Here is a 16,170-nt window from a genome sequence, read left to right on the forward strand (position 1 = left end):
AAGGAGCAAATAATGGCGGCAATTACCGCAAGCATGGTTGCAGAGCTGCGCGCAAAAACTGATGCGCCCATGATGGAATGCAAAAAAGCCCTGACCGAAGCCGATGGCGACATGGCGCGTGCTGAAGAGCTGCTGCGCGTGAAGCTGGGCAACAAGGCTAGCAAGGCGGCTTCGCGCGTGACGGCCGAGGGCGTGATCGCATCGTTCATGGGCGGCAATGCGGGCGCGATTGTCGAGCTGAATTGCGAAACCGATTTCGTTTCGAAAAACGATGATTTCAACGCTTTTGCAAAAACCGTCGCAGAACTCGTGGCAACACACAATCCGGCCGATGTCGCTGCGCTGTCGGCGCTGCCGCTCGATGGCTCGACCGTTGACGCGATCCGTCTGGCGCTGGTGGGCAAGATCGGTGAAAACCTGTCGATCCGCCGCTTCGTGCGTTTCGAAACGGCAGGCAAGCTGGCCGCTTACCTGCACGGTACCCGCATCGGTGTGCTGGTCGAATACAGCGCGGCCGATGAGCAGATTGGCCGGGACGTGGCCATGCACATCGCAGCCATGAAACCGGTTGCGCTGTCGTCGAAAGACGTTCCGGCGGAACTGATCGCCACCGAGCGCAATATCGCGGAGCAAAAGGCGGCCGAATCCGGCAAACCTGCCGAGATCGTGGCGAAGATGGTCGAAGGCAGCGTGCAGAAGTACCTGAAAGAAGTATCGCTGCTCGATCAGACTTTCGTGAAAAACGACAAGCAAACGATCGAACAGATGTTGAAAGCGGCCAATGCCAGCGTGCAAAAGTTTGCGCTGTTCGTGGTCGGTGAAGGCATCGAAAAGCGCCAGGACGACTTTGCTGCCGAAGTGGCAGCCCAGGTTGCCGCGGCCAGACAGCAGTAAGTTTTAAAATCATTTTAGTTTTTCGCCAATTGCATTTCGCGGCGGCTGCGGCAGATGTTCTTTCTGTCGCAGCCAGCATGCCAACGTCGTGCGTACTCGTGCGTACACTTGAGCACACGCTTCACGTGCCGGGTGGCTGACAGTCCTTGCCTTGAATTCTGAAGTTTTATCTACCGTCCTTTTTGCGCGATCTGGATATTCTCTATGCCCACTGCCTATAAACGCGTTTTGCTTAAACTCTCCGGCGAAGCATTAATGGGCGATGATGCCTTTGGCATTAATCGCGCGACAATCGAGAGAATGGTTGCTGATGTCGCTGAGGTCGTGCAGCTTGGCACGCAATTGGCGGTCGTGATCGGTGGCGGCAATATTTTTCGTGGCGTGGCAGGCGGTGCGGCCGGCATGGATCGCGCGACAGCCGATTACATGGGTATGCTGGCCACCATGATGAATGCGCTGGCGCTGCAGGATGCCATGCGTCACGCGGGCATCGAAGCCCGTGTGCAGTCGGCGCTGAGAATGGATCAGGTGGTTGAGCCGTATATCCGGCCGCGCGCGATTCGTCAGCTCGAAGAGGGCAAGGTCGTCATTTTTGCCGCGGGCACGGGCAATCCCTTTTTCACGACCGATACCGCAGCTGCTTTGCGTGGCTCCGAAATCGGCGCGGAAGTCGTGCTGAAAGCGACCAAGGTCGATGGCGTTTATTCGGCCGATCCAAAAAAAGACCCCAACGCAACGCGTTACACGACCATCAGCTTCGACGAAGCGATCGGTCGCAATCTTCAGGTCATGGATGCCACGGCTTTTGCCTTGTGCCGCGACCAGAAGCTGCCAATCCGGGTGTTTTCAATTGTCAAGCCGGGTGCGCTTAAGCGCATCATTCAAGGCGTGGACGAAGGTACGCTCGTCCACGTGTAAACTCTTGTCCATCGCGTGGGTTTTCACGCGGGCCCCAACTGCCATTTTGGGCGCCGGTGGCTCGCACCGTTTTGCAGGTTCGGAGGTTTAAAAATGTCTGTGGCTGATATTACAAAGGGCGCTGAGCAAAAAATGCAGCGCTCCATCGAAGCATTTAAAAACGATCTGTCGAAAATCCGCACAGGTCGCGCCCATACCGGTTTGCTCGATCATATTCAGGTCGATTATTACGGCTCGCCGGTGCCTATTTCCCAAGTAGCGAACATGACGCTGATCGACGCCCGGACAATCGGCGTTCAGCCATGGGAAAAAAAGATGGTGACCGTGGTCGAAAAAGCGATTCGTGATTCCGATCTCGGGCTGAACCCGGCCACTCAAGGCGACATGATTCGCGTTCCGATGCCCGCCTTGACTGAAGAGCGCCGTCGTGAACTGGCCAAAGTGGTCAGGAGCGAAGGCGAAACAGCGAAAGTCGCGGTGCGCGGCTTGAGGCGCGACGCCAATGAGCAACTGAAAAAACTCGTGAAAGACAAAGAGATCTCAGAAGATGACGAGCGTCGTGGCGGCGATGATGTGCAAAAACTGACGGATAAGTCTGTTGCCGAAATCGACAAGCTGGTTCAGTCGAAAGAAGTCGAGATCATGACGGTGTGACGCAATAGTCATGTTTTTCCGTGCCGGGCGCTTGCCGCTCCAATTCTTTTCCTTGCAGTCACTGTCTCAACGGCCATGACCTATACCAGTTCAACCGTCCGCGTGCCTGATGTTGCGACAGTACCGCAGCATATCGCCATCATCATGGATGGCAATGGCCGTTGGGCGACGCAGCGCCGTTTGCCGCGAGTCGCCGGGCATGCGCGCGGCGTGGATGCTGTACGGACCACTGTTGAAGCGTGCGCGCGCGCAGGTGTCGAATATCTGACGCTTTTCGCTTTTAGTTCTGAAAACTGGCGGCGCCCGGACGATGAAGTGTCGTTTCTGATGCGTCTTTTCGTGACGGCGCTTGAGCGCGAGGTCGGCAAGCTGCATGCAAACGGGATTCGCCTGCGCGTCGTGGGCGATCTGGCGATGTTCGACAAGCGCATCCAGGACCTGATCGCGCGTGCGGAAGCCAAAACCGCGCGCAATACCCGTCTGACGCTGACAATTGCGGCCAACTATGGTGGCCGTTGGGACATCATGCAGGCGACGCGCAAACTGGTCGAGCAGTCCGTGTTTGCCGGGCAGGCCGCCGACATCAGCGAAGCAGCCTTTGCCCAGCATCTGGCGATGGCCTACGCGCCGGAGCCCGATCTTTTCATTCGCACGGGCGGCGAGCAGCGGATCAGCAATTTCCTCCTGTGGCAACTGGCTTATACCGAGTTTTATTTCACCGATATTTTCTGGCCAGATTTCGATGGCGCAGCGCTTGAGCAGGCACTGGCCTCCTATACCGGACGTGAGCGCCGTTTTGGCCGGACCAGCGCTCAACTTGAGCCGCAAGCGCAAAACGTCGATCCGCTTCCATGCTAAAAACCCGCGTCATCACGGCACTCGTCCTGCTGGCCGTATTTTTGCCGGTCACACTTTATGCACCCCTCGATGCCTTTGCCGCGCTGATCGGCCTGGTGGTCGTGCTGGCCGCGTGGGAATGGGCCCGTCTGCTGCAAACGGGTGCACGTGGCGCCGTGCTCTACGGCCTGGCTGCGGCTGTCGTGCTCGGCGTCAGCTGGCCGGCCGCATCCCTGACGCCTTCCGCGCAACCGCTTTTTCGGGCGGCGGGTATTTTTTGGCTGCTGGCCGCGCCTTTTGTCCTGTTGCGCAAGCCAGCGCTAGCGCAAGGGGCATGGCGTATCTTTTTGCTGCTGAGCGGACTGGTTTTGCTGAGCGCCTGCTGGCAGGCGCTGGTGGTCGCCCGCCGCTTAGGCGTGCCGTTCGTTTTGTCGCTGCTGTTATTGGTTTGGCTTGCCGATATTGGTGCTTATTTTGCGGGCAAGGCGCTGGGGCGGCACAAGCTGGCCCCGACGATCAGCCCGGGTAAAACATGGGAGGGCGCGGTTGGCGGCTGGCTCCTCGTCATGATCATGGCCGTCGTGGCGATCCTGACCCAGGCTTTCGAGCCCACGCTGTTTTCCGCATTGGCGCAAACGGGGCTGGTTCGTGCGCTGGTGATTGTCACCGTACTGGTGATATTCAGCGTGGTGGGCGATCTGTTCGAGTCGATCCTGAAGCGTCAGGCGGGGGTCAAGGATTCGAGCGGCTTGCTGCCCGGGCACGGCGGTGTACTGGACCGGATTGACGCGCTTTTGCCCGTACTGCCGCTGGCGCTGTTGCTGTTATCCAGCTAGAGAAAAACATGCAAAAAAGTCTGACACTGCTGGGTTCAACCGGCTCGATAGGTGAGAGCACGCTCGATGTGGTCGCAAGGCATCCCGAGCGGTTTTCGATTTACGCGCTGACGGCGCATCGCAACGGCGACAAGCTGGTTGAACAATGCCTGCGTTTTGCGCCTGCGGTTGCGGTCGTCGGTGATGCGGTAACGGCTGGACACGTTGCCGCGAAGCTGCGTGCCGCCGCTTGCAAAACCGAAGTCGTCTATGGGCCGCAAGCGCTGGTCGAGGTTTCGCAAAATGCGCAGTGCGACACCGTGGTGGCGGCGATTGTCGGCGCTGCGGGGTTGGCGCCGAGCCTGGCTGCCGCGCGTGCGGGCAAGCGCATTTTGCTGGCGAACAAGGAAGCGCTGGTGATGTCCGGCTCGATCTTCATGGACGCCGTGCGCGATCACCAGGCAATCCTGCTTCCCGTCGATTCCGAACACAACGCGATTTTCCAGTGCCTGCCGCGCGAGATCAAACTTCACGGCGGCGTTTCGAAAATTATTTTGACGGCGTCGGGCGGGCCGTTCCGCACTCGAGAGCCCGAGTCGCTGGTAGGCGTGACGCCCGAAGAAGCCTGCAAGCATCCCAACTGGGTGATGGGGCGGAAAATTTCCGTTGATTCCGCGACGATGATGAACAAGGGCCTCGAAGTGATCGAGGCGCACTGGCTTTTTGACCTGCCTGGCGAGCGGATCGATGTGCTGATTCACCCGGAAAGCGTGATTCATTCGCTGGTGTCGTATTCCGATGGTTCAGTTCTCGCGCAGTTGGGCAACCCCGACATGCGCACGCCGATTGCGCATGCGCTGGCTTTTCCCGAGCGGGTCGATTCGGGCGTCACGCCACTGGATCTGGTGCAAATTGCCACGCTGTCGTTTGAAAAACCGGATTACAGACGCTTTCCGTGCCTCGCGCTGGCCATGCAGGCGCTCGCCGCAGGTGGACTGGCCAGTGCTGCGCTCAATGCGGCGAACGAAGTGGCGGTGGAGGCTTTCCTGTCGCGCGAGATCGGTTTTGCGGCCATAGCCCAGGTGGTGGAGGCGGTACTCGATGGCTTGCAGAACCGCGAAGCGTCGGGGCTGGATGACGTGATCGAAGCCGATGACGCGGCACGCCGGGCGGCAGCGCAAGCTATCCGCCATCTGCCTGCTGGCTTGCGCCATGCTGCTGGGCATGGTGTGAGGCCATGAGACGCGGATGAGTTTCCTGACTGAAATACTGGCTTTTGTGGTGGCCATTGGCGTGCTGGTGGTGGTTCACGAGTATGGCCACTACAGCGTGGCCCGGTTGTGCGGCGTCAAGGTGCTACGGTTTTCAATTGGCTTTGGCAAGCCACTTGTGCAATGGGTCAGCCCGAAGACAGGCACGGTCTGGACGATTGCTGCCCTGCCGCTGGGCGGCTACGTGAAGATGCTCGACGAGCGGGAAACAGTCGAAGGGGAATCTATTCGCGCTGCCGATTTGCCGCATACCTTTAACCGGCAACCGGTTGCGCGCCGGATTGCTATCGTCGCCGCCGGGCCGGTCGCCAATTTTCTGCTGGCGATTGCGCTCTTTGCCGCGGTTTTTGCGAGTGGCGTGATGGAGCCCGCGGCGATTCTCGCTACGCCTGCGCCGAATACGCTGGCCGCGCGAGCGGGGTTCGAAGGCAACGAGACCATCGTGGCCTTGCGCCGCGCGCAGTCCAGTGAGGCACACCCGGTGCGCTCATGGTCGGACTTGCGCTGGCAGTTGCTGGGAGGCGCTTTTGATCAGCAGCATCTCGTGCTGAGCGCGCGTGATGGCGAGGGTACGTTCGATTTTCCGCTTGATCTGAGCCAGGTAAAGAATCAGGACGTCGATGACGATTTCATGTCGAAGCTGGGTTTTGAACCGGGTGGCGGGACGCTCTCTGTTGTCGGGGTGGCACCGGGTAGCGCGGCACAAAAGGCGGGTCTCGTGGCGGGTGACCGCGTGCAGGCCATTGACGGCAAGCCCGCTGATAATGCCACTGCGTTGATCGCGGTGATCAAGTCGCATGCAGGCCAGCCAGTGACCTTGCAGATTCAGCGGGGCACGGGGGCGCAAGCCACATCGCTGCCCGTGGTGCTGGTGCCGCTGGCCCAGCGTGATGAGGCCAGTGGACAGACGGTCGGGCGCATTGGCGCTGAACTCGCTACCCGGGTGCCCTCGGTGAAGGTCCGGTATGGGCCGCTCGAAAGCCTGCGGCTGGGCGCCCAGCGTACCTGGGAGTTATCGGTTTATTCGCTGCGGATGTTTGGCCGGATGATTATCGGCGAAGCTTCGCTGAAAAATCTTTCCGGGCCCGTGACGATTGCGGATTACGCGGGAAAAAGCGCGCGTCTTGGCTTATCGGCGTTCCTGTCGTTTCTCGCGTTGGTGAGTATTAGTCTGGGCGTGCTTAATCTCTTACCAATTCCGGTATTGGATGGGGGGCATCTGTTATATTATTTGGTTGAAGCTGTAACTGGTACGGCCATATCGGAGCGCTGGCAGCTTGTCCTTCAAAGGGCTGGGCTTGTTTGTATTGTCGCGCTGTCGGCAATTGCGCTTTTCAACGATCTGGCTCGTTTAATCCATTTTTAATGCGTCTGGCAACAACGCCTTTTATAGCGTTTGCCTGATTTGATGCAGCTATACACACTGGGGATGCACGTTGTTTAGACCTCATCGCATTGTTCCTAAAACGGTTATCGCTACAGCAATCGCCGTCTATGGCCTGGCAGCGCACGCAACGGCGCCCTTTGTGGTGCAAGACATCCGGATCGAAGGTTTGCAACGTATCGAGCCCGGTACCGTCTTTGCTTATCTGCCGCTCAGGCAAGGGGATACCTTCACTGACGAGCGGGCATCCGAGGTCATTCGCGCGCTCTATGCCACGGGTTTTTTCAACGACGTGCGGATTGCGACGGAAGGCAATGTCGTCGTCGTCCAGGTGTTGGAGCGTCCGGCAATCGGCACGATCGACTTTTCGGGCATCAGGGAGTTCGACAAGGACAATCTGATCAAGGCGTTGCGTGCGGTTGGGCTGTCGCAAGGCCGCTATTACGACAAGGCGCTGGTTGACAAGGCGGAACAGGAGCTCAAGCGTCAGTATCTGACTAAAGGCTTCTATGCTGCCGAAGTGACCACCACGGTCACGCCGATCGACCGCAATCGTGTGTCGGTGCTGTTCGCGGTGATCGAAGGCCCGAACGCGAAGATTCGCCAGATCAACTTCATCGGCAACAAGGCGTTCAGCACGAGCGCGTTGCGCGACGAAATGCAGCTTTCCACGCCGAACTGGTTCTCCTGGTACACGAAGAACGATTTATACGCAAAAGAAAAGCTCGCGGGCGACCTCGAAAATATCCGTTCGTATTATCTGAACCGCGGCTATCTCGAATTCAATATCGAGTCGACCCAGGTGTCGATCACCCCTGACAAGAAAGACATGTATCTGACGGTGACGCTGCATGAAGGCGAGCCGTACAAGATTTCGGGTATTCGTTTGTCGGGCAATCTGCTCGATCGTGAGGACGAGCTGAACAAGCTCGTCAAGATCAAGCCGGGCGACCGTTTCTCCGCCGAAAAGCTGCAGGCCACCACCAAGGCGATCGTCGACAAGCTCGGCGAGTACGGTTATGCCTTCGCCACCGTGAACGCGCTGCCGCAAATCAACCAGGACAACCAGACCGTCGATCTGACGCTTCAGGTCGATCCAAGCCGCCGCGTGTATGTGCGCCGGATCAACGTGGTGGGCAATACGCGCACACGGGACGAAGTGGTGCGCCGCGAAATGCGCCAGCTCGAAAGCTCGTGGTTCGATTCAAACCGGCTTTCGTTATCCAAAGACCGGATCAACCGTCTTGGCTATTTCACCGATGTCAACGTGAACACCATCCCGGTCGAGGGCACGCCGGATCAGGTGGACGTGGATGTCAAGGTGGCCGAGAAGCCGACTGGCGCGATCACGCTGGGCGCGGGCTTCTCCTCGACTGACAAGGTTGTGCTGTCCGCCGGGGTGTCGCAGGACAACGTGTTCGGCTCAGGCACGAGCCTTGCTGTTAACATCAATACAGCGAAGACATACCGCACGCTGACCGTAACCCAGGTCGATCCGTACTTCACGGTGGATGGGATCAAGCGCATTACCGACCTGTATTACCGCACGTATCAGCCGCTTTATTATTCGACCAATTCGAGCTTCAAGATCGTGACGATGGGCGGCGATCTGAAGTTCGGCATTCCATTTTCTGAAGTCGATACGGTGTATTTCGGCGCGGGGCTGGAGCAAAACAAGCTGGACGTTGACAGCAATACGCCCCAGGCTTACCAGAATTACGTCCAGAACTTCGGTCGTGTTTCGAACAACGCACCACTCACGATCGGCTGGTCGCGCGATGCGCGGGATAGCGCACTGGTGCCAAGCCGCGGTTACTTTACCCAGGCTAACGCCGAGTACGGCACGCCCATTGGCGGCACACAGTATTACAAGGCCGACGTTCAGGCGCAGTACTACTACTCCTTTTCGCGTGGTTTCGTGCTGGGCTTCAACCTCCAGGGGGGGTATGGTCAGGGCATTGGCAACAAACCCTACCCGATTTTCAAGAACTACTATGCGGGCGGTATTGGTTCGGTCCGCGGCTACGAGCCAAGCTCGCTTGGGCCACGCGATCTGAAAACGGGCGACCCGATTGGCGGCTCGAAGATGGTCGTCGGCAATATCGAGCTGACCTTCCCGCTGCCCGGTACCGGCTATGACCGGACATTGCGGGTTTTCACCTTCCTTGATGCGGGTAACGTCTGGGGCGATTCGGCGCAAGGCGGCAATACAACGATCGGGGCGAATGGCCTGCGTTATGGCTATGGAGTCGGTCTGGCGTGGATTTCGCCAATCGGTCCACTTAAGCTGAGCCTCGGTTTCCCGCTGACGAAGCATACCGGCGACCAATATCAAAAATTCCAGTTCCAGATTGGGACCGCATTCTGATGGGCTAGTGGCTAGCCCTGACCCTATACAGCATCGAGAGGATCACCTTGATCACTGGTATGTTTTCGAATCGTTTCACGGGTGCCCTGACATTGGCCCTGGCATTGACCCTGACTCTGGTGACAGACGCAGTGCAGGCCCAGGAAGCTAAAATTGCAGCGGTCAATTCAGACCGGATTCTGCGTGAATCTTCAGCGGCTAAAGTGGCCCAGACCAAACTTGAAGCCGAGTTTGCCCGGCGCGACAAGAACTTGCAGGAGATGGCGCAAAAGCTGAAGTCGACGTCTGATTCGCTCGACAAAAACGGGGCGTCGATGTCTGCCGCTGACCGTGCGCAAAAACAGCGCGACCTGTCGCAACTGGATACCGATTTCCAGCGTAAACAGCGCGAATTTCGTGAAGACCTGAACCAGCGCCGCAACGAGGAGCTGGCTGCGGTGCTGGATCGGGCGAACAAGGTGATTAAACAGATTGCCGAGCAGCAACATTACGATCTGATCGTGCAGGAGGCGGTGTATGTCAGCCCTCGTATTGACATCACCGATCAGGTTCTGAAGGCACTTGCGGCCGCGCCCAACTAAATAAATCAACAGCGGGAGTTTTATCTACATGGCATTGACGCTTGAGGAAATTGTGCGGCGTTTCGGCGGTGAAATTACCGGGGAGCGTTCCCAACCGATTCGCGGCCTGGCGCCACTCGATCGGGCCGGCCCTGAGCAACTGGCGTTTCTTGCCAATCCCAAATATTTGTCGCAGGTCGAAACGACCCAGGCCGGGGCCGTGCTGATCAATGCCGCCGATCTGGCGCGCCTGCCATCCAGTGTGTCGCGCACTTTCATTGTCACGCCCAACCCTTACGCGTATTTCGCACGGGTTGCACAGGCATTTCTCGATCTCGCGGCACCTCCGATGGTGCCGGGCATTCATCCCCGTGCAACGGTCGATCCTTCGGCGCAAATCGCATCCAGCGCGTTGCTTGGCCCCAATGTGACGGTGGAAGCCGGCGCGGTGATCGGCGAACAGGTCCGGCTCGACGCCAATGTGTTTATTGGCCGGGGCACCCATATCGGTGCGGGCTCGCATCTTTATCCCAACGTGACCGTGTACCACGGCTGCAAGGTGGGCGAGCGCGCGATCATTCATGCGGGTGCGGTCATTGGTTCCGATGGTTTTGGCTTTGCACCAGATTTCACCGGCGAGGGTGACGCGCGCACGGGAAGCTGGGTCAAGATTCCGCAGGTCGGCGGTGTCGTGCTGGGGCCGGATGTGGAAATTGGCGCTAACACGACGATCGATCGCGGTGCGATGGCGGATACCGTGATTGAAACCTGCGTGAAAATCGACAACCAGGTGCAAATTGGACATAACTGCCGGATTGGCGCCTACACCGTGATCGCCGGTTGCGCGGGCATTGCGGGCAGTACCACGATCGGGCGGCATTGCATGATCGGTGGGGCCGTGGGTATCGCCGGGCACGTCACGCTGGCTGATCATGTCATTGTCACGGCCAAATCCGGGGTTTCGAAGTCGTTGCCGAAGCCGGGTGTCTACACCAGCGCTTTTCCGGCGATCAACAACGCCGACTGGAACAAAAACGCGGCGTTAATGCGTAATCTGGACAAACTGCGCGAGCGCATCAAGGCGCTTGAAGCGGCTGTTCACGAAACTTCGGTGGCCCATGAAAATTGACGTGGCCTCTCAACACATAGCATCGCTTTAGCAGCCCATTCGCATACTGATAGCGCGTACATGCCATGCGCCATGTGCGCCACAAGCCTTTCAATCTGTCTGCGTTAGTATCCGCAGCCATCTTCACGTTATCCCTGCGTGAGCAGAAATACCATGAGCACTGAAAAAATCAATCTGAATATCCATAAGATTCTGACGCTGCTGCCGCATCGCTATCCGATTTTGCTGGTGGATCGTGTTCTGGAACTCGAACCGCACAAGAGTATCAAGGCGCTGAAAAACGTCACGGTCAATGAACCGTATTTCATGGGACATTTTCCGACGCGCCCCGTCATGCCTGGGGTGCTGATTCTTGAAGCGCTGGCGCAAACCGCCGCACTTTTGACGTTCTCGGAAGAGCCCCACGAACGGGACAATACGCTGTACCTGTTCGTCGGCATCGATAACGCCCGCTTCAAGCGCATTGTCGAGCCCGGCGACCAGTTGATGCTGCACGCAACCTTCGAGCGTCACATGCGCGGTATCTGGAAGTTCAAGGCGCGCGCGGAGGTCGATGGCGTGGTGGCGGCAGAAGCGGATCTGATGTGCGCTACCCGTTCGGCTGATAGCGAGTAAGGTCATGCCTGAGGCACAATCGGGCACACGTTAAACAGAGTCAGAAGTGAGGGCGCATGAGCAGGATTCATCCAACGGCACTTGTCGAGCCGGGCGCACAGATTGATGAAACGGTAGAAATCGGGCCCTACGCGATCATTGGCGCGCATGTGGTCATCGGTGCGCGCACCACAATTGGTTCGCACAGTGTGATCGAGGGCCATACCACGATTGGCACGGACAACCGGATTGGCCATTACGCGGCAGTAGGCGGCCGGCCGCAGGACATGAAGTACCGCGATGAGCCGACGCGTCTTGTTATCGGGGATCGCAACGCCATCCGTGAATTCACCACGATCCACACGGGCACAGTGCAGGATCGGGGCGTGACGACGCTCGGCGATGACAACTGGATCATGGCTTACGTGCATGTCGGCCATGACTGCCAGATTGGCAACCATGTGATTTTGTCGAGCAACGCCCAGATGGCGGGCCACGTGATCATCGGCGATTACGCGATCATTGGCGGCATGTCTGGTGTGCATCAGTTTGTGCGAATTGGCGCCCATGCGATGTTGGGTGGTGCCTCGGCGCTGGTCCAGGATATTCCGCCGTTTGTGATTGCCGCTGGCAACAAGGCCGAACCGCACGGCATCAATGTGGAAGGCTTGCGCCGGCGAGGGTTCTCGGCAGATGCCATTTCGGCGCTGCGCGCGGCTTACCGGCTGCTCTACAAAAATAGCCTGTCCCTTGAGGAGGCCAAGGCGCAGATCCGCGAACTCGCCGCGGCCGGGGGCGAGGGCGACGAGCCGGTGAGCACGCTGCTGGGTTTTATTGAAACCTCGCAGCGCGGCATCATCCGCTAGCCCATGACACTTTCTTCCCGCTCGCTGCGGCTTGCACTGGTGGCCGGCGAGCCATCCGGCGATCTGCTGGCCGCCGCGCTGCTCAAAGGTTTGTCCAAACGCTTGCCCGCTACGACCCGCTACGATGGCATTGGCGGTCCGCGCATGATTGCGGGCGGTTTCGAGGCGCACTGGCCGATGGAAAAACTGTCGGTGCGAGGTTACGTCGAAGCATTGCGCCATGTGCCGGGTATTTTGCGCATTCGCAACGAGCTAAAACGCCAGTTGCTGGCGGAGCCGCCTGACGCGTTTATCGGTGTGGATGCCCCTGATTTCAACTTTGGGCTCGAACATGCATTGCGCGATGCGGGCATACCTACGATTCATTTCGTGTGCCCATCGATCTGGGCATGGCGTGGCGGGCGGATCAAAAAGATCGTCAAGGCGGTCGATCACATGCTGTGCGTGTTTCCGTTCGAGATTGCGCTGCTTGAACGCTCAGGCGTAGCGGCAACCTATGTCGGCCATCCGCTGGCTGACGATATCCCGTTTGTGCCCGATACGCTGGGTGCGCGCCGTCTGCTGGGGTTGCCCGACAGTGCACCCGTGATTGCCGTGTTGCCGGGTAGCCGTCGTTCTGAAATTAACCTGATCGGGCCAACGTTTTTCGCTGCGATGGCGCTGATGCAGCAACGCGAGCCAGGCGTGCGCTTTGTCATGCCCGCAGCAACGCCCGCATTGCGCGAGTTGCTGCAACCTCTGGTTGACGCCCACCCGCAACTCGCGCTGACGCTGACTGATGGCCAGGCGCAAATGGCCATGACAGCCGCCGATGCGATTCTCGTCAAAAGCGGCACGGTGACGCTTGAAGCCGCGCTTTTGAAAAAACCCATGGTGATTTCCTACAAGGTGCCATGGCTGACGGGACAAATCATGCAGCGCCAGGGCTATTTGCCGTATGTGGGTTTGCCGAACATTCTCGCGGGACGGTTTGTCGTGCCTGAAATCCTCCAGCATTTCGCCACGCCCGAAGCGCTCGCCGATGCCACGCTCAAGCAGTTGCACGATGACGCCAACCGTCGCGCGCTGACGGAAATTTTCACGCAAATGCATCACACGCTGAAGCAAAACACCGCCGAGCGGGCGGCGGATGCGGTGGCGCAGGTGATTCACGCACGCAAGCCCCGCTCCTGATGGCGCCCCGAACAATACGCAAGCCTGGCGCTGCCACGGCGGCAGGCTCGATGAGTTTCAGCTTTGCTGTGCCCGGTGAAATCATCTGTGGCGTCGATGAAGCCGGGCGCGGGCCACTGGCGGGCCCCGTCGTGGCTGCGGCGGTGATTCTCGACCCGGCACGGCCCATCGCAGGTCTTGATGACTCGAAGGCGCTGAGTGCCAAAAAGCGCGAAATACTCTTCGAACAGATCACCGAACGCTCGCTGGCGTATTGCGTCGCATCGGCTTCCGTAGAAGAAATCGACACGCTGAATATCCTGCACGCCACGATGCTGGCGATGAAGCGCGCGGTTGAGGGCCTGTCGCTGATACCGACGCTGGCCCAAATCGACGGCAACCGTTGCCCGCTGTTGAGCGTGCGGTGCGAGGCGATTATCGGTGGCGATGCGCTGGTGCCCTGTATTTCGGCGGCTTCGATCCTGGCCAAGGTCACACGTGACCGAATGTTGCTCGACTTGCATCAGCGCTTTCCGCTGTATGGCTTTGATGCCCATGCCGGGTATGGCACGGCACGCCATCTGGCGGCCTTGCGTGAGCATGGGCCATGCGAGCATCACAGGCGTTCGTTTGCACCGGTGCGCGAAGCCTGGCGGCAGCGCGAGTCACTCGCACCGCCCGGCCGTGATGCTGCTGATATCCAGACGTAACGGCGATGCCTTGCGGTTTACGGCTTGCAGCTATTTCGCGTTTGTGTTTTTTCTCCTTCAATGATTCCCGCTGCCTGTGAAAGCCATCACCTCGCGCGATAACCCGCTCTACAAGCGTTTGAAGGCGCTAGCCGGCTCGCCGCAACAGCAGCGCCGCAGCCCGCATGCCTTGCTCGAAGGGCTGCACCTGGCGAGCGCCTATCTGGACACCGTGGGTCAGCCGCAGACTTGCCTCGTCACTGAAGGCGCATTGCGTCATGCCGAAACGCGAGCCATCATCGCGCGGATTGACGACCATCGGATCGTGACTTTGCCCGATGCGTTATTTACCCAGTTGTCGAATGTGGTGCAGGGCATCGGGCTCGTGCTCGAGGTGAGCAAGCCCAGCGCGCCACTGCCGCAACAGGTCACGCAAACCTGTGTGGTGCTGGATGGCGTTCAGGATGCGGGCAACGTCGGGTCGATTTTGCGCAGCGCGGCAGCGGCGGGTATTGGCCATGTTTTTTGCGCGCCGGGCACGGCCGGGGCTTGGTCGTCGAAGGTATTGCGCTCCGCCATGGGGGCCCATTTTCTGCTGCACCTATACGAAAACGTTGATTCGCCGATGTTGATCGAGCGGCTCGCGCTGCCCGTCGTGATTACTGATTCGCATGGCGCCGCGGCGCTTTACGATTGCGATCTGACAGGGCCGTGTGCGTGGGTGCTGGGTAATGAAGGCGCGGGTGTTTCCGCCGTGTGGCGGGAGGCGGTGACGCAGCGGGTCACGATTCCCCAGCCCGGCGGCATGGAATCGTTGAACGTTGCAGCAGCGGCTGCGATTTGTCTCTTTGAGCAGTGCCGCCAGCAGCGGCGGCATTGAGGGTTGTGCGACGTGGGGGCGTGGCATTGACGTCGCCGCGATGGCGGCCGGGCCGGTTGTGGCGTCTGCCGCTGGGCCGGATCAGTATCCTGGCCGCTCTAGCCGGAGCTCTTGCAGAATCGTGGTGGCGATTTCCTCGATTGACTTATGCGTTGAAGACAGCCAGTTCACCCCTTCGCGGCGCATCATCGCTTCGGCTTCGTTGATCTCGTAGCGGCAGTTTTCGAGCGCGGCATATTTGCTGCCTGGACGCCTTTCATTGCGAATCTCCGAGAGCCGTTGCGGATCAATCGACAGCCCGAACATTTTTTGCCGATGAGGCAGCAGCGAGGTAGGCAGCTTGCCCCGCTCGAAATCTTCGGGAATCAGCGGATAGTTGGCTGCCTTGACGCCGTATTGCATCGCCAGATACAGGCTGGTTGGCGTTTTGCCGCTGCGCGACACACCCACCAGAATCACATCGGCCTCGGCCAGATTGCGGTTCGATTGTCCATCGTCGTGGGCTAGCGAAAAATTGATGGCCTCGATGCGGCTTTTGTATTCGTCGGTATCGGCGTTCTGGTGCCCGCGGCCAATCGCATGGGTCGATTTGAGCTCAAGCTCCTGCTCAAGAGGTTCGACAAAGGTCTGGAACATGTCCAGTACTAGCGCGTTCGAGCCCTTGACGATCTGATTCGACGCGCTGTTGACGAGCGTAGTGAACACGATTGGGCGGCGGCCTTCCTGCTGCACGGCCTCATTGATTTTTTCGAGCGTGGCGTAGGCTTTCTCGGTTGAATCGACAAACGGCACGCGGACCAGACGGAATTTCTGGTCGAACTGGGAGAGGATCGAATGCGCGAAGGTTTCGGCAGTGATCCCCGTTCCGTCGGAGACGATAAATACGGTGGGCGGCATCAGCGGCAAGAAAGTGAATTTGAAGGGAGCGGTTTGAGGCGTGATTTTAAGACTTAAACCTAAGACTTAAGACGTAATTCGCGTTCGGCCGCCCCATTTGGCATGGTCGGCACGGTAGAATAGCGGCAACCTGTTGGATAAGCAATTGTGACGGTCGTTTATTGCGGTGATTGGCTGTGATTCGCAGTTTTTTGCGAGTTATTCATTTAATTTTCGTCAATTACCTTCTTTTTAGCACTGGACGAAATATCTTCCAGACGCG

The 16,170-nt window shown here is 58.7% G+C and carries 16 protein-coding genes; 15 read left to right on the forward strand and 1 reads right to left on the reverse strand.

Annotated features, from left to right (window positions below):
- Nucleotides 1-12: 12 nt before the first annotated feature.
- From tsf to GH657_RS07630, 15 genes are all read left to right on the forward strand, one after another.
- A complete protein-coding gene (gene tsf / locus GH657_RS07560) occupies nt 13-894 on the forward strand; it encodes a translation elongation factor Ts (RefSeq protein WP_153100138.1) in 882 nt (293 codons plus the stop codon).
- Nucleotides 895-1,098: 204 nt separating this feature from the next.
- Nucleotides 1,099-1,812, forward strand: a complete 714-nt coding sequence (gene pyrH, locus GH657_RS07565) for a UMP kinase (RefSeq protein WP_153100139.1) — start codon at nt 1,099-1,101, stop codon at nt 1,810-1,812.
- Between the two features lie 93 nt (nt 1,813-1,905).
- On the forward strand, nt 1,906-2,466 hold the full coding sequence (gene frr / locus GH657_RS07570) for a ribosome recycling factor (RefSeq protein WP_153101680.1): 561 nt from the start codon (nt 1,906-1,908) through the stop codon (nt 2,464-2,466).
- A gap of 75 nt (nt 2,467-2,541) precedes the next feature.
- Nucleotides 2,542-3,324, forward strand: a complete 783-nt coding sequence (gene uppS / locus GH657_RS07575) for a polyprenyl diphosphate synthase (protein ID WP_153100140.1) — start codon at nt 2,542-2,544, stop codon at nt 3,322-3,324.
- Entirely contained in the window at nt 3,318-4,139 is an 822-nt protein-coding gene (locus GH657_RS07580; RefSeq protein WP_153100141.1) for a phosphatidate cytidylyltransferase, read from the forward strand. The genes uppS and GH657_RS07580 overlap by 7 nt, the downstream gene beginning before the upstream one ends.
- Nucleotides 4,140-4,147: 8 nt before the next feature.
- Nucleotides 4,148-5,359 carry a 1-deoxy-D-xylulose-5-phosphate reductoisomerase gene (locus GH657_RS07585; RefSeq protein ID WP_153100142.1) on the forward strand — a complete coding sequence of 404 codons (1,212 nt, stop codon included), beginning with the start codon at nt 4,148-4,150 and terminating at the stop codon, nt 5,357-5,359.
- A 7-nt stretch (nt 5,360-5,366) separates the two neighbouring features.
- The gene (gene rseP / locus GH657_RS07590; protein WP_153100143.1) at nt 5,367-6,755 is read left to right on the forward strand and encodes an RIP metalloprotease RseP; all 1,389 of its coding nucleotides are present in this window, start codon (nt 5,367-5,369) and stop codon (nt 6,753-6,755) included.
- A gap of 70 nt (nt 6,756-6,825) precedes the next feature.
- On the forward strand, nt 6,826-9,141 hold the full coding sequence (bamA, locus tag GH657_RS07595; protein WP_153100144.1) for an outer membrane protein assembly factor BamA: 2,316 nt from the start codon (nt 6,826-6,828) through the stop codon (nt 9,139-9,141).
- Between the two features lie 47 nt (nt 9,142-9,188).
- Nucleotides 9,189-9,722 carry an OmpH/Skp family outer membrane protein gene (locus GH657_RS07600; RefSeq protein WP_425495731.1) on the forward strand — a complete coding sequence of 178 codons (534 nt, stop codon included), beginning with the start codon at nt 9,189-9,191 and terminating at the stop codon, nt 9,720-9,722.
- 28 nt (nt 9,723-9,750) lie between these two features.
- The gene (lpxD, locus tag GH657_RS07605) at nt 9,751-10,830 is read left to right on the forward strand and encodes a UDP-3-O-(3-hydroxymyristoyl)glucosamine N-acyltransferase (protein ID WP_153100146.1); all 1,080 of its coding nucleotides are present in this window, start codon (nt 9,751-9,753) and stop codon (nt 10,828-10,830) included.
- 153 nt (nt 10,831-10,983) lie between these two features.
- The gene (gene fabZ / locus GH657_RS07610; RefSeq protein WP_153100147.1) at nt 10,984-11,445 is read left to right on the forward strand and encodes a 3-hydroxyacyl-ACP dehydratase FabZ; all 462 of its coding nucleotides are present in this window, start codon (nt 10,984-10,986) and stop codon (nt 11,443-11,445) included.
- Between the two features lie 56 nt (nt 11,446-11,501).
- On the forward strand, nt 11,502-12,290 hold the full coding sequence (gene lpxA / locus GH657_RS07615; RefSeq protein WP_153100148.1) for an acyl-ACP--UDP-N-acetylglucosamine O-acyltransferase: 789 nt from the start codon (nt 11,502-11,504) through the stop codon (nt 12,288-12,290).
- A gap of 3 nt (nt 12,291-12,293) precedes the next feature.
- Nucleotides 12,294-13,463 carry a lipid-A-disaccharide synthase gene (lpxB, locus tag GH657_RS07620; RefSeq protein ID WP_153100149.1) on the forward strand — a complete coding sequence of 390 codons (1,170 nt, stop codon included), beginning with the start codon at nt 12,294-12,296 and terminating at the stop codon, nt 13,461-13,463.
- A complete protein-coding gene (gene rnhB, locus GH657_RS07625) occupies nt 13,463-14,152 on the forward strand; it encodes a ribonuclease HII (protein ID WP_174769906.1) in 690 nt (229 codons plus the stop codon). The genes lpxB and rnhB overlap by 1 nt, the downstream gene beginning before the upstream one ends.
- A 76-nt stretch (nt 14,153-14,228) precedes the next feature.
- Nucleotides 14,229-15,011, forward strand: a complete 783-nt coding sequence (locus GH657_RS07630) for a TrmH family RNA methyltransferase (RefSeq protein WP_153100150.1) — start codon at nt 14,229-14,231, stop codon at nt 15,009-15,011.
- Nucleotides 15,012-15,092: 81 nt separating this feature from the next.
- On the opposite strand, the gene ppsR is transcribed toward GH657_RS07630, so the two are convergent.
- Nucleotides 15,093-15,908, reverse strand: coding sequence for a posphoenolpyruvate synthetase regulatory kinase/phosphorylase PpsR (ppsR, locus tag GH657_RS07635; protein ID WP_153100151.1), 816 nt, complete (start codon nt 15,906-15,908; stop codon nt 15,093-15,095).
- Nucleotides 15,909-16,170: the final 262 nt, after the last annotated feature.

Origin of the sequence: Paraburkholderia hayleyella, assembly GCF_009455685.1 — a bacterium.
Classification (GTDB): Bacteria; Pseudomonadota; Gammaproteobacteria; order Burkholderiales; family Burkholderiaceae; genus Paraburkholderia; species Paraburkholderia hayleyella.

Coding starts and splice junctions, on each gene's coding strand:
- lpxD (WP_153100146.1), top strand. CDS start 9,751: ATGGCATTGACGCTTGAGGAAATTGTGCGGCGTTTCGGCGGTGAAATT.
- rnhB (WP_174769906.1), top strand. CDS start 13,463: ATGGCGCCCCGAACAATACGCAAGCCTGGCGCTGCCACGGCGGCAGGC.
- lpxA (WP_153100148.1), top strand. CDS start 11,502: ATGAGCAGGATTCATCCAACGGCACTTGTCGAGCCGGGCGCACAGATT.
- GH657_RS07585 (WP_153100142.1), top strand. CDS start 4,148: ATGCAAAAAAGTCTGACACTGCTGGGTTCAACCGGCTCGATAGGTGAG.
- tsf (WP_153100138.1), top strand. CDS start 13: ATGGCGGCAATTACCGCAAGCATGGTTGCAGAGCTGCGCGCAAAAACT.
- pyrH (WP_153100139.1), top strand. CDS start 1,099: ATGCCCACTGCCTATAAACGCGTTTTGCTTAAACTCTCCGGCGAAGCA.
- ppsR (WP_153100151.1), bottom strand. CDS start 15,908: ATGCCGCCCACCGTATTTATCGTCTCCGACGGAACGGGGATCACTGCC.
- lpxB (WP_153100149.1), top strand. CDS start 12,294: ATGACACTTTCTTCCCGCTCGCTGCGGCTTGCACTGGTGGCCGGCGAG.
- fabZ (WP_153100147.1), top strand. CDS start 10,984: ATGAGCACTGAAAAAATCAATCTGAATATCCATAAGATTCTGACGCTG.
- uppS (WP_153100140.1), top strand. CDS start 2,542: ATGACCTATACCAGTTCAACCGTCCGCGTGCCTGATGTTGCGACAGTA.
- rseP (WP_153100143.1), top strand. CDS start 5,367: ATGAGTTTCCTGACTGAAATACTGGCTTTTGTGGTGGCCATTGGCGTG.
- GH657_RS07580 (WP_153100141.1), top strand. CDS start 3,318: ATGCTAAAAACCCGCGTCATCACGGCACTCGTCCTGCTGGCCGTATTT.
- frr (WP_153101680.1), top strand. CDS start 1,906: ATGTCTGTGGCTGATATTACAAAGGGCGCTGAGCAAAAAATGCAGCGC.